Below are 22105 nucleotides of genomic sequence, written 5' to 3' on the forward strand. Positions count from 1 at the left end.
GGAGACGGTCAGGCCCATGTGCAACACCTACCGGTTCCAGCCCCTTGCCGAGCAGCCGTTCGAGGAACTCCGCGAGGTCGGCATCCAGCTGGTGTTCCCTGACGGCAAGCCGAACTTCGAGCCTCGCGAAGACATCCGCATCGGCAATACGGCGCCGGTGGCCACACGGACAGCCGATGGCGTGGCCGTGAGGATGACGAAATGGGCCTGGACGTCGCCGCAGGGGCGGCCGGTGTTCAACTACCGCTCGGACGACCGCTCGTTCGCCAACAGCCTGCGGTGCGCCATTCCTGCGGACGGCTTCTATGAGTTCACCGACCCCCTGCCCGGCCAGAAGCGCAAGACCAAATGGCTGTTTACGATGGTCGATGCGCCGGCGTTCTGGGTCGCCGGCGTGATCCGCAACGGCGCCTTCGCCATGCTGACGACCACGCCGGGGCCGGATATCGCGCCCTACCATGACCGGCAAATCGTCTTGCTTGAGCCCGGCCGCGCAATGGAGTGGCTGGATCTGACCACACCTGAGACGGACCTGCTCCAGCCCCTGCCCGCGGGCCGTCTCGCTGTTGAACAGGTCTTTCCGACCCCGGAGGCGGGGCTGCTGTTCCGGTGAGGATAGTGGGGCTCGCCGGTCGGATCGAAAGCCGCCCTGCATGTCAGCGCCGAGAAGACCGACTGGGCCGATGGAATTGCGCGGGCGCAAGACAGGGCCGCGCCCTATGCCCTACCCTGCACCAAATGACCGACAACTCGCACTTCCGGCAGCTTTTGGCCGCCGCCGCCGCCCAGTCCGAACCGCAACGTCTGCTGTTCGTCTTCGCCATTGCCGAATTGCCCGACAGTGCCACGCCCGAACAGCGGGAGCGATTCCAGTCAGGCCGTGGAGGCGCGCTCGCGCCGCTGATGTGCGTCGACAAGGCCCCGCGGGACATCCCCGACTTCCAGGCCCTGGTCTCGGAGTCCGAGCGAGCGGGTCCGCCGTGGAGCGTGGTGTTCGCCGCCAGCCTGTCCGGACAGGCCGGGCGTCCGCCTGACAAGGCCCGGATCGACCTCGCCCTGGAGACCATGACCGCGGCCGTGCGCGACGGCCGGATTGACGGGTTCGCCGCCTACGGACCTCAGGGCGAGTTCCTGGAAATCGGCTGACGCGGCCAATTCAGGAGGCGTCATGCGCCATTACGACTACCTCGTGATCGGTTCGGGAATCGCCGGCGCCTCCATCGCCTGCGAACTGGCTGACCCGGCCAGCGTGCTCGTCGTGGAACGGGAGGCAAGCCACGGCTATCACACCACCGGGCGCTCGGCGGCGATGTTCATCGAATCCTACGGCAACGCCTGGATTCGGCGATTGACCGGGGCCAGCCGCGCCTTCTTCGACGCCCCGCCCGACGGCTTCTGCGACCATCCACTGCTCAGACGCCGCGGCTGTCTCAACATCGCCACGCGCGATCAGCTCCCCGCCCTCGACGCCCTGGTCGCCGACATCGTCGCCGAGGGAAGCGGGATGCGTGAGATCAGCGGCGAGGCGGCGCGGGCCATGGTCCCGATCCTGCGCCCGGATGTGATCGCAGCGGTGTTCGAGCCCGATTCCAGCGATATCGACACCCATGGCCTGCACGCCAGCTATCTCTGCATGGCCCGGTCCAGAGGGGTCGATCTGCGGCTGAACGCCGGCGTCGAACGGATTGAACACCGTGGGACAGGGTGGCGGATCGCGCTGGCCGGCGGAGATGCGATCGAAGCCCGGGTGATCGTCAACGCTGCCGGCGCGTGGTCCGATGCGATCGCCGAACTGGCCGGCGTCCGACGCGTGGGGCTGGAGCCCCGGCGGCGGACGGTGATCCTGATCGACCCGCCGGCCGGACTGGCCATCGAAACATGGCCCACGGTGATCGACGTCGACGAGCAGTTCTACTTCAAGCCGGAGTCGGGCCGCCTGCTCGCCTCCCCCGCCGACGAGACGCCGTCCGCTCCCGTGGACGCCGCGCCCGAGGAACTCGATATCGCGATCTGCGTCGATCGCATCGAGGCGGCGACCACCCTCTCCATAAGCCATGTGCGGCGGTCATGGGCCGGGCTGCGGACCTTCGCCCCCGACCGGACGCCCGTCATTGGATACGATCCGGATATGGCCGACTTCTTCTGGTTCGCCGGTCAAGGCGGCTATGGCATGCAGACCGCGCCCGCCGCGGCCCGACTGGGGGCCGCCCTGGCGCTGAAGCGCGAGATTCCGTCCGACCTCGGAGAACGCGGTCTCGGACCCGCGCCCTTCTCTCCCTCAAGGTGGCGGTGAGCCGACCGGTCAGGCGGCGGCGAAAATCTTGCCCGGGTTCATCAAACCGTCCGGGTCCAACGCCTGCTTCACCGCCCGCATCAGACCCACCGCGCCACCGAGTTCGTCGATGAGCGCGCCCTGTTTACCCAGACCGACGCCGTGCTCGCCCGTGCAGGTGCCGTCCATGGCCAGAGCACGCTGAACCAGCCGCGCATCGAAGGCGGCGGCGGCGGCCATCTCGGCGGGGTCGTCCAGGTTCAACAGCAGGATGGCGTGAAAATTACCGTCGCCGACGTGGCCGAGCATCGTGCCGGGAAAGGGTGCGCTATCGAGGTCCGCCCGGGTTTCCGTGACGCATTGCGCCAAGCGGCTGATCGGCACGCAGACATCCGTTGACCAGGGTACGGCTCCGGGCCGCAGCGACAGAGCGGCGAACCCCGCCTGATGGCGCGCCTTCCACAAGCGGTCGCGCGCCTCCGGCTCGGTTTCCCAACGGAAGTCGGACCCCCCATTCGCCGCCGCCAGCTCACCAAGGGCCTCAGCCTGGCTCCTGACGGCTTCCGGCCCGCCATGGAACTCAAGAAACAGGCTGTCTGCGACCGCATAGTCGAGGCCGAAGGCCCGGTTGACCGCTCCCATCTGGATCGCGTCCAGATATTCTGCGCGGGCGGGCGTCAGCCCCGACTGCAACGCCTCGATCACGGTGGTCACGGCGGCTCCCGCCGAAGGAAAGGCGCAGACCGCGGCCGCTACGGCCTCCGGGACCGGATGCAGACGCAGGGTGACCTCGGTCGTCACGCCCAGCGTACCCTCCGAGCCGACGAACAGATGTGTGAGGTCGTAGCCGGCCGAGGACTTGCGCGCCCGACCGGCCGTGCGGAGGATCTCCCCCGCGGCGGTCACTACCGTCAGGGCGATGACATTCTCGCGCATGCCGCCGTAGCGGACCGTGGTGGTTCCCGAGGCTCGCGTCGCCGCCATGCCGCCCAGGGTCGCGTCCGCCCCCGGATCGACCGGGAAGAACAGCCCGGTGTCGCGCAAATGGGCGTTCAGCGCCATGCGGGTCACGCCCGCCTCCACGGTGCAGTCGAAATCCTCGGCGCTCACCCGAAGCACCCGGTTCATGCGCGACAGATCGAGGGTCACGCCACCGGCGACGGCGCCCACATGGCACTCCAGCGAGGTGCCCGCGCCGAAGGGAACCACCGGCGTACGGTAGTCGGCGCAGGCGCGCACGACGGCGGCGACCTCCTCCGTCGTCCCGGGAAAGGCCACGGCCTGGGGCGGCAGGTTGGGATGGCGCGTACCGCCGCCGCCGTGATGGCCGCACACCGCAGCGTTGACGGTGAAATGCTCGCCCAGCAAGTCGCCCAAGCGGCGGATCAGCGCTTCGGGCAGCGGCGCGTGGGGAGCGGATTGGGTCATCGGAACATCGCCTCGATCAGGTGGGGACCCGGCGTCGCATTGGCCCGGTTGAGCGCCGCAGCGAGTTCGCCGGCCGTGCGCACCCGGGTGGCGGGCACGCCGAAGCCCGCCGCGAGCGCCGTGAAGTCGATCGCGGGCCGGGTCAGGTCGAACAAGGCCCGGGCGGCGGGGCCGCCGGACGGAGCCCCGGCCCGCGCCAGCTCCAGCTCGAGGATGGCGTAGGAGCCGTTGTTGAGAATAACATTGGTGACGTCGAGGCTTTCGCGGGCCTGGGTCCACAGCGCCTGGATCGTGAAAAGGGCGCTGCCGTCGGCCTGCAGGGCGATCACCCGGCGGCCAGGACAGGCGAGCGCCGCCCCGGTCGCCAGCGGCAAACCCTGCCCGATGGCGCCGCCGGTCAGCGACAGCCAGTCGTGCGGCGCCGCGCCGGCGGCGGAGTCATAGGCGTAGAAGCCGAGCGAGATCGACTCGTCGCAGACGATGGCCTGGTCGGGCAGGGTCGCCGTGACCACCCGGGCCAGCAGATCGGCGTCCAAGGCTCGCTCATGATCGGCGTCGGCGAATCCCGGAGCGACGACCGCCTGCCCCGGGGCCAGCTCGCCCGCCGGGCCCGCCACGGCCTCGGCCAGAGCGATCAGCGCAGACGTCGGGTCCTCGCCCGGCTCGACCAGGGTCAGGAAGCGGGCGTCGTCCGCCGTCGGCCGGGTCGGGCGTCCCGGCAGGGCGAAGAAGGCCACCGGCGCGGGCGTTCCCGCCAGAACCACCGTGCTGATCGCGCCCAGGACCCCGGCGCTCATTTCGATCAGATAAGGAATGCGAGGCAGGGCTGACCGGCCCCGGCCGCGCTCGATCCGTGCCGGGAAGGTCTCGGTCAGGACCAGCGCGCCAGTGGCGGCGCCGATCCGCGACGCCGCGGCGCAGGCCTCGGCCCCCAGCCGACGGCCGCCGAGAAGAAGGGCGCAGCCGGGGTTTCTCAGGGCGGCTGCGATCTCGTCGATGCGCCGATCCCATGTCGGCGGAGGCGACGTCTGCGGCTCGGGCGCGGCCGGGGCCGCCGTCTCGTCGGACCAGGCGACGTCGGCCGGGATGATCAGCGCCGCCGGCCCGGACCGGATCGCCGCCGCCACTGCCCGGGCGGCCAGATCGATCGCCTGGGCGGGCGTCTCCGCCGTCTCGAGCCAGCGGCTGACCGGCCGCGCCAGGGCCTCGATGTTGCTTTGCAGCGGGGCGTCGTTCTTGCGGTGGTAGGTGGCGTGATCTCCGATCAGGCTGACGATCGGGGTGCGGGCGCGAAAGGCGTTGTGCAGATTGGCGGCGCCGTTGCTCAGCCCGGGTCCCAGATGCAGCAGGGTCAGGGCCGGTGCGCCGCGCATGCGGCCGTAGCCGTCGGCGGCGCCGGTGACCACGCCCTCGAACAGGCCGAGCACAGGGCGGATCCGCGGCACGCGGTCGAGCGCGGCGACCAGGTGCATTTCCGAAGTTCCCGGATTGGCGAAACAGACATCGACGCCCCGGTCGGCGAAGGTCTCCAGCATCCGTACGGCGGTTTCCATGACGCGCTCCGCTCCCGCCGGCCGCAGACTCGACCGGCAAGCTGTTTCCAGGCGAGGCTAGGCGCGTCCTCGAGCAAAGATTGTCGCGTTCCTGACATTCCAGAGGTACAGAGAGTCGCATGGAGATCGCCGCCGCCAGCCGCATTCTCGGGTCTGACGCCTGGCTGGGGGCCTTGCCGTCGGACACTCGCGCGGCGCTGCTGGGGGCCGCCCGGGTCCGGGCCGTCGACAACGGCGCCGCCGTCTATCGCGCGGGCGATCCGGGCGATGGTCTCCATGCGGTGCTCGAGGGGGAAATCCGGCTGATCGGACATTCCGAGGCCGGGCGCCGTCTCGTCTACCTGATCCTGCGGCCCGGCGACTGGTTCGGCGAGATGTCGGTGCTGGACGGCAAGCCCCGCTTTCACGATGCGATCGCCTTCGGCCCCTCCGTCGTCCTGCATGTCGATTCGATCCGGATCGATCTCATCGCGGCCGCGCATCCACGTTTCGACCGTGCGATCGGGGCGCTGACCTGCCAGCATCAGCGCGCCGCCCTGGCCTTCGTGGAGCAGACCCTGACCGCCTCGACCGAGGCCCGTCTGGCCTTCATCCTGACCGAGATGGCGGGTCGCCACGGACGCCCGGTCGGAACCGGCGTCGAGATCGATCTGCGGCTGAGTCAGGAGGATCTCGCGGCCCTGGTCGGGGTCTCGCGCCAGAGCCTGGCCGCGCTGCTGGGACGGCTGCGCCGGGAGCGGGTGATTGAAACCCGCTACGCCCGCCTCGTCGTTCTCGATCTCGAAACGCTCCAGCAGAAATGCGGGCGGTCGCGGTCCTAGAAGAACGACCGCAACCGACGCAGCTTGCCTTCGGAATGGGGCGGGAACCGCAGGCCGCTGTCGAACCGGACCGGGCGGCGCAGCACCGCCTTGGCGTGCGAGAAGGCATCGAACCCGGCGCGGCCGTGATAGGCGCCCATGCCGCTCGCGCCCACCCCGCCGAACGGCAGGTCAGGAACGGTCTGCTGCAGGATCACGTCATTGCCGCAGAAGGCCCCGGCGCTGATGTCCCGCTCGGCCCGGTCGATGGCGCCGCGGTCGCGACCGAAGGCGTAGGCGGCTAGCGGCTTGTCCCGCGCCCGGACGAAGGCCAACGCCTCATCCCAGCTATCATAGGGGATCAACGGCAGGACCGGGCCGAAGATCTCTTCCTGCATGACCGGCGCATCGACCGGAACGTCGACCAGCACCGTCGGCTCGATGAACAGGCGCACCGGATCGGTGCGACCGCCGATCACGACCCGCCCGTCGCTGAGATAGGCTGAAAGCCGTTCGAAATGACGCCGGTTCAGGATCCGTCCATAGTCGGGACTGGTCGCCGCGTCGCCGCCATGGAATCGCGCCAGCGCCCCGCGATAGGCCTCGAGGAAGGCGTCTGTCCGGTCGCGCGGGACGAGCACATAGTCCGGCGCGGTGCAGGTCTGGCCAGCATTCAGCGACTTGCCCCAGGCGATGCGGCGGGCGGCTTCGGCGAAGTCGGCGCTGTCGTGCACCAGCGCCGGGCTCTTGCCGCCCAATTCCAGGATCACGGGCGTCAGGTGTCGGGCGGCCGCGGCCATCACCAGCCGCCCCACCCGCGCCCCGCCGGTGTAGAGGATGAGGTCGAACCGCTGCTCCAGAAGACGCGCCGCCCCGTCCGCGTCCCCCTGGACGACCTGGACGGCCTCCGGGTCGAGATAGCGGGGCAGGAGCTCCGCCAGCAGATCGGCCGTGGCCGGCGCCTGCTCGGAGGGTTTTACGACCACGGCGCACCCGGCGCCGAGCGCGCCGATCAGCGGCGACAGGGTCAGGAGGAAGGGGTAGTTCCAGGCCCCCATGATCAGGGCCAGGCCGCGCGGCTCCGGCACGACCCGGGCCGCGCCCGGGAACAGCGATAACGGCGTACCCACCCTCCGGGGCCGGGCCCAGCGATGAAAGGCCCGGGCCGTCTCCCGGGCCTCGGCCCGGACCAGCCACGCCTCGGCGGTGAGGGCCTCGGCGCGCGGTTTGCCCAGGTCCCGGGCGAGCGCCCTGACGATGTCCTCTTCATGCCCGTCGACCAGGCGGATCAGCCCGGCGAGCTGCGCGGAACGCCAGACGGGATCACGCGTCCGGCCCTCGTCAAAGGCCGCCCGGGCTCTAGCGACGGCGCGGTCATAGCTCCGGTCAGAAGACGACGCATCCATGGCGAACCTCGTGAAGACTTCCCGTTACGGCAGGGCAGCTGGCTCCGGCGCGACAGTCCCGGTCGCACACCGCGGCGGGCAACGCCATGCGGCGCATCATCGCCGGCCGCGGCATGATCAGCCCCGGCCGGAACGCGCGGTGCCCCAACCGCCGAATTGCCTCAGGAACGGAAACCCATCTATTGACGACGGCGCCCCGCTGCGGAAACCCTTCATGGCCCACCTATCCACCAAGACTTACGGCGCCGATCGAGGTCTGTCGTGCGCCTTCAGACAATGGGCCGCCGACAGCCACTGCCACCTTCTCCACGGCTATTCGCTGGGCTTTCGCTTCACCTTCGCCGCCGAACAGCTCGACCATCGCGGCTGGGTCGTAGACTTCGGCAAGGGCGGCTTCGGCCGTATCCGGGAATGGCTTCACGCGACTTTCGACCATACGCTTCTGGTCAGCGACGACGACCCTGATCGGGACGCCTTCCTGCATCTGGAGACTCTCGGCCTGGCCCAGGCGAGACTGGTCCCCGGAACCAGCTGCGAACGCCTGTCGCAGCATGTTCTCGAACACGCCGAAGGCTTGATACGGGAAGCCACCGGCGGGCGCTGCTGGGTCCAAAGCGTCGAATGTTTCGAGCATGGAGCCAACAGCGCCATCTATGAAAACCCGACCGCCCTGCTCTCAAAGATCGACCTGGAAGTCTACGCACGCCTGTTGGCGGACTCGTCGATCGACAAGGGCGCGCGCTGAAATCTCCCAAGCCGCACAGCCAGGCGATAGGGCGGCTCGAAGCGGACTCCCGACGCAGACGGGAGGGCGATGCTTAAACAGGATCGCCGGAGAAAAAGCGAAACGCCACCCCCCGTTGGGGGCCGGAACTCTTGCTGCGGTTGGGCGTCAACGCCCCCGCCCTATCGTCCTTGACAGGGAGTTCGCGGTTCTCCGCTGATCAAGCGGCCGGATCCGCCTCGCCCCCGCCACCCGTCGCGACCGTGCGTCGTCCAGTCTCACAGGCCGGCGATCACGTCCTTCAGGATGTCGGCCGCCGGGCGGTCGCGGGGCGACAGCGGGGCTTGGGCATCCTGAACCAGCGCCAGCACGAGCGGTAGCCAGCCGTCGCGAAGGTCGACGTTCAGGAGGGCCAGCGACGGCCGGGCCTCGAGGGTCACCTTCTCGATGCCCGGAGACAGGGCGGCGCACAGATCCGGCGGCGAGGTGACCAGATATTCCCGGCACACCAGCGGACGGTCGGCGTGGATCGAACACGCCTCGTCCTCAAGGAAGGGACAGGCGACGCCGGCCTCGAAATACTCCCGCGCGATCAACTGGCGATCGCCGCTGCTCCGCTCCAGGCGCTGCATGAGACCCAGCGGCTCCAGAACGTCGAGGGCCGCGTCGAAGCGGCGGCGCACCTGTTCGCGTCGGGCCTCGGGCATGGCCTCGACCAGCCGGGCCAAAGCGCGCGCCTCGGCGGGGGCGACCGGCACCAGCTGGCGACAGCAGGCGCCGCAGCCGGCGCGGCAGGAAATCTCCCGTCCCTCGGCCTCGGCCCGCTCCGTCGCCCGCGTCGCGAACAGGCTGCTGAGGCCGTGGACGATGGGCAGCACGTCTTCGACCGCGACGAGGCCGGCGGGCACGGACATCTCGACTGGGATCCGCTCTCCTCGCATCTCCAGAAGGACCCGGCCGGTCGCGGTTGCCCCCCCGCCGGACGGGGCCGCCGACAGGCGCACGACCGCATCATCGTCCGGATCGACCCTTTGCGGCGGCGTCCCGCGGCGTACGTCGGCGCGCCTGGGGCTCATCTTTTCAACCACTATCGCCGGTTGGGTCTGGCCCCGCCGGTCCCCGGTTCGGCCGGCAGGGCGCACTGCTGGACACCATCCCGCGTGACGACCTCGCCCCGCTGGGCGATGCAGGCGCGAGCCGTATATTCGATGTCGATCTTCAAAAAGTTCAACGCGACACCCTGTTTGTGGATGTCGAGGTCTCCCGTCGCCGGCAGGCGGCACTGCTGAACCCCCTCATGCCTGACGACCGCGCCGCGCCGGGACGCACAGGCCCGAGCTGTGAAGTCGGCACCGATCTTCAGGAACATGTCGACGGCTCTCGTCTGACCGGCTGGGCCCGATGACTCCGGCGGGGTCGCCCGACATGCGCTGAGCGGGGCGTTAGGGATGTGTTTGCCATTGGCGCAGGCCGTGATCTGGGCGTCCTGGTCAATGTGATCCCGGTTCGGGGTCGCTCCGGGCGCCGTGGCGACGGCTCCTGGCGACGGACGCGAGCTTTCCTGCGCCTGGACCGATACGACGACGACGCCGAGGTCGAACATGGCCGCGCCGGCCAGGATGAGGGCTGTTTTCCGCATGATGTCATTACCTTTGTCTGTTCTGGAGCGGGCTGGATGGTTGGCGTCGCCAAGCCGCAGCCGGGCGCCGAGCAGGAGGCGGCCGATGGTCATCAACGATCCTCCCGCGGTCGGGGTATGAGCGGAGTCCAGCTACGTGGCGCTGCGGGTGGGCCGGCCTCGGTCAGGGCGACACGAACGCGACCGCCGCCGCGCGGGACCACCATCGTCAGCCGGCGTCCCGCAGCATCGACCGCATAGACCCGACCCCGACCCGGCATGATCGGCGCCGAGATCATCGCCGGCGCGTCGTTGACGGGCGTGACCGTCACGATCGTCGGGACCAACGGGTTGATCAGGAAGACCGAATAGCGGCCGGGTCCGACGGCGAACTCGGCCCGACCGAGGTCATCCGTCGCCCTTGGCGCGACCAGGCCTCCGGGATCATGGTCGAGGCCGACCGACGTGCCCGGCACAGGGTCGCCTGGGCCCACGAAGGCCCCGAGTAAAAGGCCGACGACGGCGATGGCGGTGAAGCGGGCGGTACGGACGGTCATGGTCGGTCTCCCAGGGTCGGGTCGGATCATCGGCGCTGTCCGGCGACGGGGCCGGCCTATCGCGTGATCGAGAAGTCATGCATGGTCACATTGGGCTCGTCTCGGCGGGTCGTCGCCGGCAGGCGACACTGCCGGACGCCCTGATGCATGACGACTTCGCCCCGCCGCGCTGTGCACGCCTCGGCCGTATTCACCCGGTCGATCCGCCCCCATGACCAAGACTCGATGTCGATGTGTCCGCCGGATGAGTTAACGGTTGCCCGCGTTTCTCCATTTTCCGAACCCGATTCGCCGCCGGGTGTCGGCGGCGCGGTTGTGCGACGGCCGGGCGAAACGAAGGTGAACCGGCCGCCGCCTGTCCCGCCGATGCCGTTCACCGGGGTCGAGGTTTCGGCGGCGATGACTCCGCCTGATGAGTTAACGATTGCCCGCGTTTGTCCGTTTTCCGAACCGGATTCGCCGCCGGACGTCGGCGGCGCGGTCGTGCGAGGGCCGGCCGCAACGGTTGGGCCGCCGCGTGGTTGCGGGGGCGTCTGGGCCAGGGCCGCTCCGGCCAGCAACACCGCGCCGATCAGGGCGAAGGTTCCAACAGAGGTCTTCATCGCAATTCTCCTTCGGGTTGGGTTCGGGAGCGAGGGTCGTCAGTCCGCCTTCAGTACGTCGCCGCGCATCGGCGGCTCGCCCTCGATGACGGAGGCAATCGACAGTCGGTCGCGCACGGTCTCGACCTGGACCCGGCCGATGCGGGCCATTTCGACGTCCAGAACCTGGCCCGTGCCGGGATCGGTCAGGGTGCGGCCGGGCCGCCAGACGCTGAGTGTCAGGCCCGGCTGGACGTTGCGGTCGGCTCCGGCGTTGAGATAGATGCCGGCTGCGGCCGCATCGACGACCAGGGCCGTCCATTCCACGCGGCGCATGCCCGCCGCGATCTGGTCCACGGCCCGGACGATGGCGTCCTGGCCCGCCTGTCCGATCGGGGTGGCGCGGAAGATTTCGCCCCCCAGATGCCCGCCGCCCCAGTTGTCCACCAGTCCGGCCTCGGACGTGCGCGACGAGGCGCGTCCCTGGGCGTTGGAGGTCGAGACCACCTGGCCGCTGGCGACGTCGACCAGGCGCAGGGCGATCTCCATCACCGCGGTCTGGCTGCGGGTGCTGGCCCGACCGCCCAGCAGCCCGCCCAGAGGTCCGCCGCTGATGCTCATACCGCCGCCGCCGGCCGCCGCCTCGTATTTGGTCACGGTCCCGCGCACGATGGCGCTGGCCTCCATCCCCCCGCCGCCCTCGACCACCAGGAAACGGCCGTCCTCGACCAGGGCCTGGGTCAGCATGGCGGTCATGCCCTCGGCGGTGACCGAGCCGCCGACCGCCTCGGTGGCCTGGAACAGGTCGACCGCGATGGTCTTGCGCAGGCCGTCATAGGCCGGGCGGTTCTGGGGCCGCGCCTCGACGCGAGCGGCAGCGCCGGCGACCAGGACCAGGGCGGCGCCGGACAGCATCAGTCTTCGGTTCAGGGTGATCATGTTCATCGTACCAGCCGGACCGTGCCGGTGACCGTTACCGTCGGGGCGGCGGGGCGCGCCGGCACCCCCCGCGCGCCGGGCGGCGGGATGCGCGGATCGACCCGACGGTCGGCGTCGCCCGTGCCGTTATTCGTTCCAATGGGTCTCCCCTCTCGCTGGAGACGCGCGCTGTCGCCCGTGGATCCGGGTTCGGCGGGATCCTGGCCATTGAAGTCGCGGTCAGGCCTCCCGTCACTGTCCAGATCGCCGGGACCCGGGCCCGTCTGACGGATCGACACCTCGACGACGTAGGGGAAACACAGGTCGCGCGCCATCGGTGGCGGGCCGCCTCGTGGGCTCTGACCCAGCCCGGCGCCGACGCTGGGAAAGGTCCGTTGCTGTTCGGTGGGCGCGGCCCGGGCCGCCGGCAGCAGCAGCCCGATCAGCACGCCGATGATGCTGTCGCTCTCTGCGGAACCGCCCGAGCGATCGATCGCCGACCTCAGGCCTGGTCCGTTCAGGCAAATGTTGTAGTCGCCCGCGGGCAGGTCGAAGCGAAAATTGCCCTGGCCGTCGGTGCGGGTGGTGGCGACGGCGCGACCACCGCGCATCGAGGTGATGATGATGTCCGTAAAGATGTAGCCGCCCGTGCTCCGCGTCGTCTGGGCGTCGACGTCGAGCGCCGTCAGCCCCAGTCCTGTCAGACCTGCCAGACCCGCCAGACCCGCCAGCGCGATCAGTCCCAGTCTCGACGTCATCACGACAGTCCCGGCATCCGCTCGAAAACTCGCGGTTTCCCACGCTTTTCACGGAGGGGTTAAGCTGTCGATGCGGCTCGGCTAGTCCGATCGGACCAGTCTCGCGCCCGGTCCAGCCCCACTCAGAGCAGGCGACCGAGCATCTGGATCATCTCGGCCTGGCTGGTCGTGTTGCTCTTCAGAAAGATGCTGTGGAGGTGATTGCGGGCGGTGTTCAGGGCCATGCCGGCCTGGGCCGACGCCTGACCCAGGCCTGGGCAGCGGATCAGTTCGACGACCAGATCCGCCTCGCGCTCACTCAGCCCGAACACCGCGGCAAGGGTCTCGTGGGAAGGCAGGGCGACTGTCGCAAGATCCTGGATGTGGATGACGCCGGCGATTCTGTGACCGGACAGGAACCGCTCCTGCGGCGGGACCGGAATAACGCTCAAGACATAGGGATGGCGCCCCGACCGGCGGTGGACCGGCATCTGGCCGCCACGTCGCGTGGCCAACGACCCCGCCGGGTCAAGGGACGACTGTATCAGCCCGCCCAGCCGCAGGGTTTCGGGTCCGCGGTCGGTGACGAAGCCCTCGACACCCCAGGCCAGGCCGTCGCCGGCGGCCAGGATGACGCGCGCGGCGTCGTTCATGAAGGAAGGAGCGCCGGCGCGGTCCAGCAGGATGACGCCGTCCGCCTTGCGCGCCAGGGCTTCCAGCAGGATGGATTGCGTCGTCGCCTTCAGTTCGATCACCTGCCCCAGGGCGAGGGCCTGTTCCACATGCGGAGCCAGCCGACGAAAGGCGGCGATGTCCGCTTCGCAGGCGTGACCCTGTTCGGCGGTGCGCATCACCCCCACCGTCGCTGTGACCTGTCCCGGCAGGTCCGTCATGACGCCCAGTTGAAACCGCGTGCCCAACATGGCGTCCGACTCGCGGCACAGGGGATTGTTGTGCATCTCCTCGACGTCGAACAGCGCATGGTCGAAATAGACTCTGCCTTTCGGCGCGTTGAAGAAACAGGGCATTCGCGGATCGTTGCGCAGGACTTCGCTGGCGTAGGCTGCGGCGGCGTACTCGGCTGAAGCGCCGTGGCTTTCGACGGCGAAGGTCTCATCGCCGGCGTCGCGAAGGCTGAGAACAGCCGTCTGGCCGCCGAACGCCGCCGTCAGACGCTCCAGGGTCGCCGTCCACGGCGTGTCGCCCATCGCCGAGGCGTAGAAATGGGAGACCAGTCCGTCGTCCTCCCCGGCCCTCAGCATCGCGCAAGACCCCTGATGGTGAACATTGATCACCCAACGCTAGTCCAAACGGACCCCCCATGCTAGCGATCCTTGAGGAAAGCGTGACAGTTCAATGATCGGCCAGGCGACCACGCGTTTGACGGCTCCGTCACAGACGCTCCCTCCAACGCGCAACGGGCGTCAGGCTCACCCATGCTGATCGGCGCAGTCGCCCTCGCTATCGGTCTGGCGGCGCAGGACCCCGGGCCCGACGGAGCGGACCGGATCGACGACGTCATCGTCACCGCGCGCTGGCGCAACGAGCATCTTCAGGACGCGCCCGTCTCCGCGACCGTCCTGACCGGAGCCGACATTCGGGCGCGCAACCTGACCGACCTGTCCCAGATCGACGCCTTCGTCCCCAATCTGGTGTTCGATCCCGGCACGGGCGACACGGGCGGCAGCACCAACGCCCAGATATTCATCCGCGGCGTCGGCCAGGCCGATTTCCTGTTCACTGCCGAACCCGGCGTCGGCGTCTATGTCGATGGCGTCTATGTGGCGCGTTCCATCGGCTCGATGATGGGGCTGGTGGACCTCGAACGGATCGAGGTTCTGAGAGGCCCTCAAGGCACGGCCTTCGGCAAGAACAGCGTGGGCGGCTCCATCGGCCTGACGACCCGGCGTCCGGGCGAAACCTTCGGCGGACGCGCGACGGCGACCCTGGGCGGGCTGGACCGGCGCGACTTCTCCCTGGTGGTCGACGCGCCGCTTATGGCCGACCGGTTGCTGGGAAAGGTGGTCGCCTTTTCGGATCGGCGCGACGGCTTCGTGACCCGGCCGGACGGAGGAACCCTGGGGGCGATCGAGTCCGCCGGCCTCGGTCTGCGCCTGGACTGGCGGCCCGACCCGGGTTTCGAGCTGCGCCTGTCGGCCGACTACGCCCGCCGTCGCGACACCGTCGCGCCGGCCGGCCTCGTGGCGGTCGATCCGGCCGCCCCCCTTGTGGCATTGTGGAACGCCCTCGTCGGGGCGCCCCGGGGCGAGACCTATGACGGCCGCTTCGTTCCGACCGACCCGGACGTCACCTTCGGAACGGGAGCGAACACCAGCGATCTGGATCAGAGTGGTCTGGCGGCGACGGCGGAATGGCGCGGCTCCGTCGGAACGCTGCGGTCGATCACCGCCTGGCGCCGCCACGACGCGGTGTTCGACTCCGACCCTGACCATTCGCCCCTGACCTATTTCGAGCAGGGCGTGTCCGACCGGATGAGTCAGTTCAGCCAGGAAATCCAGTGGGTCGGGTCCGCGCTGGAGGGCCGCCTCTCCTATGTCGTCGGGGGACTTTATTTCTCCGAACGGGGCGACGACGCCTATCGGCTGCGGGTCGCGCCCGGCCTGTTCGCCGCGCTGGAAGCCTTTCCCGTCGGCCTGATCCCGGGCTTGGGCGGCGCCGGAAATCCCGTTCATGTCAGTCTTGACCTCGATGGCGAGATCGTGGGCGAGATCGACAGCCAAAGTCAGGCCGTGTTCGCCAATGTGGACATTCAGCTGACGGACCGGCTGTCCGTGTCCGCCGGCCTGCGACAGACCTGGGACAGCAAGGACTACCATGCCCGCTTCGACAGGTTCTCATCGGGAACGACCGCCTATGATGTGACGACCGGCGGCGACTGGCGGGCGATGACGCCCAGCGCGGTGGCGCGTTACCGCTGGAGTCCGCGGGTCATGACCTATCTGTCGGTGGCGCGCGGCTACAAGTCGGGCGGGTTCAATGGCCGCTCCCAGTCGGCCTTCGAAGCCCGGACGCCGTTCGATCCCGAATACGTCCTGTCTTACGAGGCCGGGATCAAGGCCAGCGCCTTCGACCGGCGGCTGGCCATCAACCTCGCCCTGTTCCGCGGCGACTACACCGACCTGCAACTGTTCCGGCTCAGCGCGGACGGCGGCGCCCCGGTGGTGCTCGTCGACAATGCCGGTTCGGCCCGCATCGACGGGTTCGAGCTTGAGGTGAGCGCACGGCCCACCCCCGACCTGCGGCTGGACCTCGGCGTGGGCCGCCTCGACGGACGCTATGAACAGCTTGAGCCGTCCGTGACCGGTGTCACCCTGGCCCATGACCTGCCCAAGACGCCGGAATGGTCCGTCAACCTGAGCATCGAGCAGGGCGTGGACCTCGCGCTCGGTCGGTTGACGGCGCGCGCGGACTACGCCTATCGCGCTCGCGTCCAGAACACGCCTGACAACGCGCCACTGACAGCTCAGGCGGGCTTTGGCCTGATCAACGCCGGGCTGACCTTCGAGCCCCCACGCCAAGGCTGGTCGATCACCCTGTTCGGGACCAATCTGACCGACGTCCGCTATATCACCAACGCGCTGGACGGGCGCGCTAGCATCGGCCTGGCCGACGTCGCCTTCGGGCGGCCGAGAGAATGGGGCGTAAGGCTGGACTACGCCTTCTAAACGGACGTTGTGACGGTCTCAGGCTCAAGACGGTCGCGATTCCCGATCGCCGCCAGCGCGCCTGGAGCCTCGAGAGACTCTGCAGCATCCAGGCTCCTTTGCGCCTCCCGCTCATCTGACGGGTTGGGTTCCATTCTATGGACCCTGCCGTCAGGAATACCGTCAGCGATGGGCCGTTGGAAACTCCTGCCGCTCGTACCTGCAGGTTTTTGGCCTTGTTTTCCACTACCTGGAAGACCAACCAGCCAGTTGACCATCGGGATCACGTCACGCCAAAATCCCGACAACACATGGCTTCATATGGATTATTGTTAGGCCTCTCATTCCCACTCGATCGTTCCCGGCGGCTTGGACGTCACGTCATAGACGACGCGGTTCACGCCCCGCACCTCGTTGACGATGCGCGTGGCGCAGCGGCCCAGCACGTCCCAGGGAAACTCGAAGAAGTCGGCGGTCATGCCGTCCGTCGAAGTCACGGCACGCAGGGCCAGAACCTTCTCATAGGTCCGGGCGTCGCCCATCACGCCGACGGTCTTGACCGGCAGCAGGACGGCGAAGGCCTGCCAGATGCTGTCGTAGAGGCCGGCCTTGCGGATTTCCTCCAGATAGATGGCGTCGGCCTGCTGCAGGGTCTCGACGGCGTCGGCGGTGATCTCGCCGGGGATGCGAATGGCCAGACCCGGCCCGGGGAAGGGATGACGCCCCACGAACGCGTCGGTCAGGCCCAGTTCGCGGCCCAGAGCACGGACCTCGTCCTTGAACAGTTCGCGCAGTGGCTCGACCAGCTTCAGCTTCATGAAGTCCGGCAGGCCGCCGACATTGTGGTGGCTCTTGATCACGGCGGAGGGGCCGCCCGAGGCCGAGACGCTCTCGATCACGTCGGGATAGAGGGTGCCCTGGGCGAGGAATTCGGCGCCGTCGACCTTGTGGGCCTCGCGGTCGAAGGTCTCGATGAAGACCCGGCCGATGATCTTGCGCTTGGTCTCGGGGTCCGAGACGCCGGCCAGCTCGCCGAGGAATTCCTTCGACGCGTCAACGTGCACCAGCGGGATATTGTAGTGTTCACGGAACAGGGTGGTGACCTGTGCGGCCTCGTCCTTGCGCAACAGGCCGGTGTCGACGAAGACGCAGGTCAGCTGGTCGCCGATCGCCTCGTGGATCAACACCGCCGCCACCGAGGAGTCTACGCCGCCCGACAGGCCGCAGATGACTTTCGCATTCCCGACCTGCGCCCTGATCTTCTGGATCTGCTCGTCGCGATAAGCGGCCATTGTCCAGTCGCCGGCCAGGCCGGCGATGCCATGGGTGAAGTTCTTGAGGATCGTCGCGCCGCGCGGGGTGTGCATCACCTCGGGGTGGAACTGGACGCCGTAGAAGCGGCGCGCCTCGTCGGCGATGACGGCGTAGGGCGAGCCTTCCGAGGTGGCGACGACGTCGAAGCCCTCGGGGATGGCGACGATCTTGTCGCCATGGCTCATCCAGACCGTCTCGTCCTCGCCGACGGCGGCCAGGTCGGCCAGCAGGGGCGAGGCCTTCCGGACGGTGATTTCGGCGCGGCCGAACTCACGGTGATGGCCGCCCTCGACCTTGCCGCCCAGCTGTTCGCACAGGGTCATCTCGCCGTAGCAAATGCCCAGCACCGGCACCCCGGCCTCGAACACCGCCTGCGGGGCGCGCGGGCTGTGGGCCTCGTGCACGCTGGCGGGGCCGCCGGACAGGATGATGGCCTGGGGCTTCATCGCCGCCAGCGCCGCGTTCGCCTTGTCGTACGGATGGATCTCGCAATAGACCCGCGCCTCGCGCAGGCGCCGGGCGATCAACTGGGTGACCTGGCTGCCGAAATCGACGATCAGGACCTTCTGGTGATCAGCGGGGGCGGTCATGCGGGCTCCGTGAGAACAGGCGTGAAATGGTCATGCAACAGGTCGAGCGCCTCGGCCAGCCGGAGATCGATCTCGGCGAGGGCATTGGTCCAATGGGACAGTTCGGACAGGTCGGTGCGGCCGTCCGAAACGCCGCGGAGGCCGATGACGGGCAGGCCGAAGCGGGCGGCGGCGCGGACGACGGCGAAAGTCTCCATGTCCACCATGTCGGCGTCGACGGTGTCATAGGCGGCGCCCGAGACGACGCTGGCGCCGGTGGCGAGACGGGCCGTCGGCAAGGCGGCGGGTCCGTCTGTCAGCGGCAGGATGGCGGGCAGGCGCGGGAACGGCGTCTCGCCCTTCGGAAAGCCGAGAGCGCTGGCGTCCATGTCGCGGTAGCTGACCTCCGCGACCCGATAGACGCGGGCGTGATCGAGGGTGCATGAACCGGCCGAGCCCAGCGAGACGATCAGGTCCGGCAGTGCGTTTTCCTTCTGCAAAGTGGCGAGCGCCTGGGCGACGCCCGCCGCGGCCTCGACCGGGCCGACGCCGGTGATCAGCGGCCGGATGCGGCTGCGCAGCGCCGGGCCGTATTCGGGCTCGGCGGCCATGACGCAGAGGGCGGTCTTCGGACCGAAACTGGAAAGGGTCCAGTCCCGGCTCACGCCCGCCGCTCGTAGAGGGCCACGAAGAAACCGTCGGTGCCGGTCGAGGCCGGCGAAAGGCGCAGGCGACCGCCCGAAGCGGCCTCGGCCAGACGGGTACGGGCGGCGTCGGTCAGGGTGGCCGCGCCCAGCACGTCGGCGACCGGCAGCGGGCGGAAGCCGGCGTTGGCCGCCTCGAAAGCGTCGGCGACGGCCTCATTCTCGCGGGCCAGCACCGAGCAGGTGACATAGACCAGCCGCCCGCCCGGCTTCACCAGCGCCGCGGCCTGACCGAGGATGCGTAGTTGCAGGGCGTGCAGCCGCTCGATCTCGTCGGCCTTCAGCCGCCACGCGTCCTCGGGACGGCGGCGCCAGGCGCCCGAACCGCTGCACGGCGCGTCGACGAACACGAGGTCCGCCTTGCCGTTGAACTCCTCCACCCCGCCGCCGTTCTGGCCGATCAGCCGCAGGTCGGCGGCGACGCCGGCGCGGGCGAGGCGCGGACGGATGTTGTCCAGCCGCTTCTGCACCACGTCGCAGGCGATCAGCCGCATGGGCGCGGCCGCCGGGGCGGACTTCGCCGCCGCCAGTTCGTCGGCGCCGGTCGGCGACCAGCCGGCCGGGGTAGGGGCGGCGACCCGCGACGGATCGGCCGCGGGCAGGCCCTGCACCGCCAGCGCCAGCGTCTTGCCGCCGCCGCCCGCGCAATAGTCGACGACGATGCTGTCCGGGGTGAACGACAGGCCGGCGCCCGCCACCCAGGCGGTCAGCTGGCTGCCCTCGTCCTGGATCTCTACGCGGCCGGCGTTGAAGGCGTCCAGCGCCTGGACGTTCGGCGCCGGCTCGGACGGCAGGCGCAGGCCGACCGCGGACCACGGCGTGAGCTCGGGCGTCAGGCCGGTCGCCTTCAGCTCGGCCCGGACCGCTTCGACCGTAGTCTTTGCGGTGTTGACGCGCAGATCGACCGGCGCGCGCGCCATCAGGCCTTTGGCCTCCTCGCTCCAGCGGTCGCCGAAGGTCGCCTTCAGGTCCTCGACCACGAAGGCCGGCAGGTCGGTGGCGGTCCCGGGCAGGTCGCCCTCCCCCGCCGCGATCCGGGCCCGCTCCTGTTTCGACAGCGGACGCGGGCCATAGCCCTCGCCCGAGTGGAGCGCCTCGATCTCTCCCAGCGAGAGGTTGTCGAGGAAGGCAAGGGCTCCGACGACGAGGGCCCGTCCGTCCTCACGCCCGCCCATGGCGGCGACCAGCCGGCCGCGCGCGCGCAGCACCTGATAGACCCGCTCGGCGACGGCGCGGCGGTCGCCGGATCCCGCATAGCGGTTGGCGGCCCCCCAGGCCTTGATCACCACCTCGGCGGGGGCGCGGCCCTGGGCGATACTGTCCAGGACAGAGGCGGCGGCGGCGAGGCGGGCTGCTGGGGTCAATTCAGGCTTTCAAACGAACAGGGCGACGATGACCATGACCAGGCCCACGAACGACACGCCCCAGACCAGAGACCGGACATAGGCGACGCCGAAGGCGTAGAGGGGCAGGTAGATCACGCGACCGAAAAGATAGAGATGCGTCCCCCACAGGGTCAGGGGGCCGCCGTCCTTGCCCGCCACATGCGCCATAATCACGGCGGCGGCGAAGATTGGCAGGGTTTCGAACAGATTGGCCTGGGCGCGGATCAGCCGGCCGGCCATCCTGCCGGGCGGCGGGACCTCGCCGTCGCGGGCGCCGGCGTTCCACTTCAGACCCAGCTCGGCCGTGCGGGCGCTGGCGGCCCAGCCGATCTGGACGATGGCCAGCACCAGGGTGAAGGCCAGCACGATGAATTCATGCGTCATATCCATGGCGTGAGCCTCCCCGCTCAACCCTGTCGATAGTTGGGCGCTTCGCGCGTGATCATCACGTCATGGACGTGGCTCTCACGCAGCCCGGCGCCGGTGATGCGCACGAAACGCGCGCGGTCCTGCAGATCGGCGATGGTCGCGGCGCCAACATAGCCCATGGCGGCGCGCAGGCCGCCGACCATCTGATGCAGCACGGGGGCGATCGGCCCCTTGTACGGCGTCTGGCCCTCGATCCCCTCGGGCACCAGCTTCTGGCTGTCCTCGACTTCCTTCTGGAAATAGCGGTCGGCCGAGCCGGCCCCCATCGCCCCGACCGAACCCATGCCGCGGTACGACTTGTAGGATCGGCCCTGGTACAGGAAGACCTCGCCGGGGCTTTCGTCTGTCCCGGCGAACATCGAGCCCATCATGGCGCAGGACGCACCGGCCGCGATGGCCTTGGCGAGGTCGCCTGAATATTTGATGCCGCCGTCGGCGATGACCGGCGCACCCGATTCCCTGGCCGCGCGGGCGGCCTCCATGATCGCGGTCAACTGGGGCACGCCGACGCCCGCGACGATGCGGGTGGTGCAGATGCTGCCCGGGCCGATGCCGACCTTCACGGCATCGGCGCCCGCGTCGATCAGGGCGCGCGCCGCCTCGTAGGTCGCGACATTGCCGGCGATGATCTGGATACGGTTGGATTCCCGCTTGATCCGCTCGACCACGCGCGAGACCTGAATGGAATGTCCGTGGGCGGTGTCGATCACGACCACGTCCACCCCCGCTTCCGCCAGCGCCATGGCCCGCTCATAGCCCGCGTCGCCGACGGTCGAGGCGGCGCCGACCAGCAGCCGGCCCTGATCGTCCTTGGCGGCGTGGGGGTGGGCCTGGGCCTTCTCGATGTCCTTCATCGTGATCAGGCCGGTGGCGCGATAGTCCTCGTCGACCACGATGACCCGCTCGATCTTGCGGTCCCGCAGGAGGGCCCGGGCCTCGTCGCGTCCGGCGCCCTCGCGCACGGTGACAAGATCGCCCGTGGTCATCAGCTCGATGGCCTTGCGATTCGGGTCGGTGTCGAACCGCATGTCGCGGTTGGTCAGGATGCCGACCAGTTTGCCGGTCTTCGGATCGACCACCGGAAAGCCCGAGATCTTCTTCTTGGCCACGATGGCGCGGATTTCGCCCAGCGTGGTCTGCGGCGTGATGGTCACCGGATTGATGACCATGCCGCTTTCGTAGCGTTTGACCTCACGCACCATGTCGGCCTGTTCCTCGACCGTCATATTGCGGTGGAGGATGCCCAGACCGCCGGCCTGGGCCATGGCGATGGCCAGCCGGCTTTCGGTGACCGTGTCCATCGCGGACGAGGTCAGCGGGATGTTCAGCCTGATGTCGCGGGTCAGCTTCGTCGAGACATCCGCGTCTGCGGGCATGATCTCTGACGGGCCGGGTTCCAGCAAAACATCGTCGAAGGTGAGCCCTTCGCGTATCTCCATGAGGAG

At 69.2% G+C, this 22105-nt stretch carries 21 protein-coding genes; 6 read left to right on the forward strand and 15 right to left on the reverse strand.

Features of this window, described 5'->3' with window-relative positions:
• Window positions 1–16 precede the first annotated feature (16 nt).
• From ACTIEW_RS08060 to ACTIEW_RS08070, 3 genes are all read left to right on the forward strand, one after another.
• The gene (locus ACTIEW_RS08060; RefSeq protein WP_439477390.1) at window positions 17–613 is read left to right on the forward strand and encodes an SOS response-associated peptidase family protein; all 597 of its coding nucleotides are present in this window, start codon (window positions 17–19) and stop codon (window positions 611–613) included.
• A 125-nt stretch (window positions 614–738) separates the two neighbouring features.
• Window positions 739–1146: a ribonucleotide reductase subunit alpha gene (locus ACTIEW_RS08065; protein WP_439477391.1), complete on the forward strand. Its 408-nt coding sequence runs from the start codon at window positions 739–741 to the stop codon at window positions 1144–1146.
• Window positions 1147–1168: 22 nt separating this feature from the next.
• Window positions 1169–2293: an NAD(P)/FAD-dependent oxidoreductase gene (locus ACTIEW_RS08070; RefSeq protein WP_439477392.1), complete on the forward strand. Its 1125-nt coding sequence runs from the start codon at window positions 1169–1171 to the stop codon at window positions 2291–2293.
• Between the two features lie 9 nt (window positions 2294–2302).
• On the opposite strand, the gene ACTIEW_RS08075 is transcribed toward ACTIEW_RS08070, so the two are convergent.
• Both ACTIEW_RS08075 and ACTIEW_RS08080 read right to left on the reverse strand, forming a co-directional pair.
• Window positions 2303–3700 (reverse strand): FAD-binding oxidoreductase, encoded by a 1398-nt coding sequence (locus ACTIEW_RS08075; RefSeq protein WP_439477393.1) that lies wholly within the window; start codon window positions 3698–3700, stop codon window positions 2303–2305.
• A complete protein-coding gene (locus tag ACTIEW_RS08080) occupies window positions 3697–5253 on the reverse strand; it encodes an acetolactate synthase large subunit (RefSeq protein ID WP_439477394.1) in 1557 nt (518 codons plus the stop codon). Before ACTIEW_RS08080 ends, ACTIEW_RS08075 begins: the two co-directional genes overlap by 4 nt.
• Window positions 5254–5372: 119 nt before the next feature.
• Here ACTIEW_RS08080 and ACTIEW_RS08085 point away from each other — a divergent pair, with 119 nt between their 5' ends.
• The gene (locus ACTIEW_RS08085) at window positions 5373–6074 is read left to right on the forward strand and encodes a Crp/Fnr family transcriptional regulator (RefSeq protein WP_439477395.1); all 702 of its coding nucleotides are present in this window, start codon (window positions 5373–5375) and stop codon (window positions 6072–6074) included.
• On the opposite strand, the gene ACTIEW_RS08090 is transcribed toward ACTIEW_RS08085, so the two are convergent.
• Window positions 6071–7459, reverse strand: coding sequence for an aldehyde dehydrogenase family protein (locus ACTIEW_RS08090; RefSeq protein WP_439477396.1), 1389 nt, complete (start codon window positions 7457–7459; stop codon window positions 6071–6073). The genes ACTIEW_RS08085 and ACTIEW_RS08090 overlap by 4 nt on opposite strands.
• 214 nt (window positions 7460–7673) lie before the next feature.
• Here ACTIEW_RS08090 and ACTIEW_RS08095 point away from each other — a divergent pair, with 214 nt between their 5' ends.
• Window positions 7674–8204, forward strand: a complete 531-nt coding sequence (locus tag ACTIEW_RS08095) for a 6-pyruvoyl trahydropterin synthase family protein (RefSeq protein WP_439477397.1) — start codon at window positions 7674–7676, stop codon at window positions 8202–8204.
• 257 nt (window positions 8205–8461) lie between these two features.
• Here ACTIEW_RS08095 and ACTIEW_RS08100 read toward each other — a convergent pair whose 3' ends face one another.
• From ACTIEW_RS08100 to ACTIEW_RS08130, 7 genes are all read right to left on the reverse strand, one after another.
• A complete protein-coding gene (locus ACTIEW_RS08100; protein WP_439477398.1) occupies window positions 8462–9259 on the reverse strand; it encodes a YkgJ family cysteine cluster protein in 798 nt (265 codons plus the stop codon).
• 11 nt (window positions 9260–9270) lie between these two features.
• Window positions 9271–9915 (reverse strand): hypothetical protein, encoded by a 645-nt coding sequence (locus ACTIEW_RS08105; protein WP_439477399.1) that lies wholly within the window; start codon window positions 9913–9915, stop codon window positions 9271–9273.
• Complete coding sequence (locus tag ACTIEW_RS08110; protein ID WP_439477400.1) at window positions 9915–10358, reverse strand: hypothetical protein; 444 nt, start codon at window positions 10356–10358, stop codon at window positions 9915–9917. The genes ACTIEW_RS08105 and ACTIEW_RS08110 overlap by 1 nt, the downstream gene beginning before the upstream one ends.
• Before the next feature lie 56 nt (window positions 10359–10414).
• A complete protein-coding gene (locus ACTIEW_RS08115) occupies window positions 10415–10960 on the reverse strand; it encodes a hypothetical protein (protein WP_439477401.1) in 546 nt (181 codons plus the stop codon).
• A 39-nt stretch (window positions 10961–10999) separates the two neighbouring features.
• The gene (locus ACTIEW_RS08120; RefSeq protein ID WP_439477402.1) at window positions 11000–11884 is read right to left on the reverse strand and encodes a CsgG/HfaB family protein; all 885 of its coding nucleotides are present in this window, start codon (window positions 11882–11884) and stop codon (window positions 11000–11002) included.
• The gene (locus ACTIEW_RS08125; protein WP_439477403.1) at window positions 11881–12615 is read right to left on the reverse strand and encodes a hypothetical protein; all 735 of its coding nucleotides are present in this window, start codon (window positions 12613–12615) and stop codon (window positions 11881–11883) included. Before ACTIEW_RS08125 ends, ACTIEW_RS08120 begins: the two co-directional genes overlap by 4 nt.
• Window positions 12616–12737: 122 nt before the next feature.
• Window positions 12738–13856: a helix-turn-helix transcriptional regulator gene (locus tag ACTIEW_RS08130; RefSeq protein WP_439477404.1), complete on the reverse strand. Its 1119-nt coding sequence runs from the start codon at window positions 13854–13856 to the stop codon at window positions 12738–12740.
• Between the two features lie 174 nt (window positions 13857–14030).
• Between ACTIEW_RS08130 and ACTIEW_RS08135 the strand changes: the two genes are divergently transcribed.
• The gene (locus ACTIEW_RS08135; protein ID WP_439477405.1) at window positions 14031–16280 is read left to right on the forward strand and encodes a TonB-dependent receptor; all 2250 of its coding nucleotides are present in this window, start codon (window positions 14031–14033) and stop codon (window positions 16278–16280) included.
• Window positions 16281–16600: 320 nt separating this feature from the next.
• Here ACTIEW_RS08135 and guaA read toward each other — a convergent pair whose 3' ends face one another.
• Genes guaA through guaB form a run of 5 tightly spaced genes read right to left on the reverse strand, consistent with a single transcriptional unit; the run spans window position 16601 to window position 22099 of the window.
• On the reverse strand, window positions 16601–18163 hold the full coding sequence (gene guaA, locus ACTIEW_RS08140) for a glutamine-hydrolyzing GMP synthase (protein ID WP_439477406.1): 1563 nt from the start codon (window positions 18161–18163) through the stop codon (window positions 16601–16603).
• Window positions 18160–18807, reverse strand: a complete 648-nt coding sequence (locus tag ACTIEW_RS08145) for a 5'-methylthioadenosine/S-adenosylhomocysteine nucleosidase (RefSeq protein WP_439477407.1) — start codon at window positions 18805–18807, stop codon at window positions 18160–18162. Before ACTIEW_RS08145 ends, guaA begins: the two co-directional genes overlap by 4 nt.
• Complete coding sequence (locus tag ACTIEW_RS08150) at window positions 18804–20210, reverse strand: RsmB/NOP family class I SAM-dependent RNA methyltransferase (protein ID WP_439477408.1); 1407 nt, start codon at window positions 20208–20210, stop codon at window positions 18804–18806. The genes ACTIEW_RS08145 and ACTIEW_RS08150 overlap by 4 nt, the downstream gene beginning before the upstream one ends.
• 9 nt (window positions 20211–20219) lie before the next feature.
• Window positions 20220–20621: an MAPEG family protein gene (locus tag ACTIEW_RS08155; protein WP_439477409.1), complete on the reverse strand. Its 402-nt coding sequence runs from the start codon at window positions 20619–20621 to the stop codon at window positions 20220–20222.
• Window positions 20622–20638: 17 nt separating this feature from the next.
• Window positions 20639–22099: an IMP dehydrogenase gene (gene guaB / locus ACTIEW_RS08160; protein ID WP_439477410.1), complete on the reverse strand. Its 1461-nt coding sequence runs from the start codon at window positions 22097–22099 to the stop codon at window positions 20639–20641.
• Between the last annotated feature and the right edge of the window lie 6 nt (window positions 22100–22105).

This window comes from Brevundimonas sp. (assembly GCF_051860745.1).
Classification (GTDB): Bacteria; Pseudomonadota; Alphaproteobacteria; order Caulobacterales; family Caulobacteraceae; genus Brevundimonas.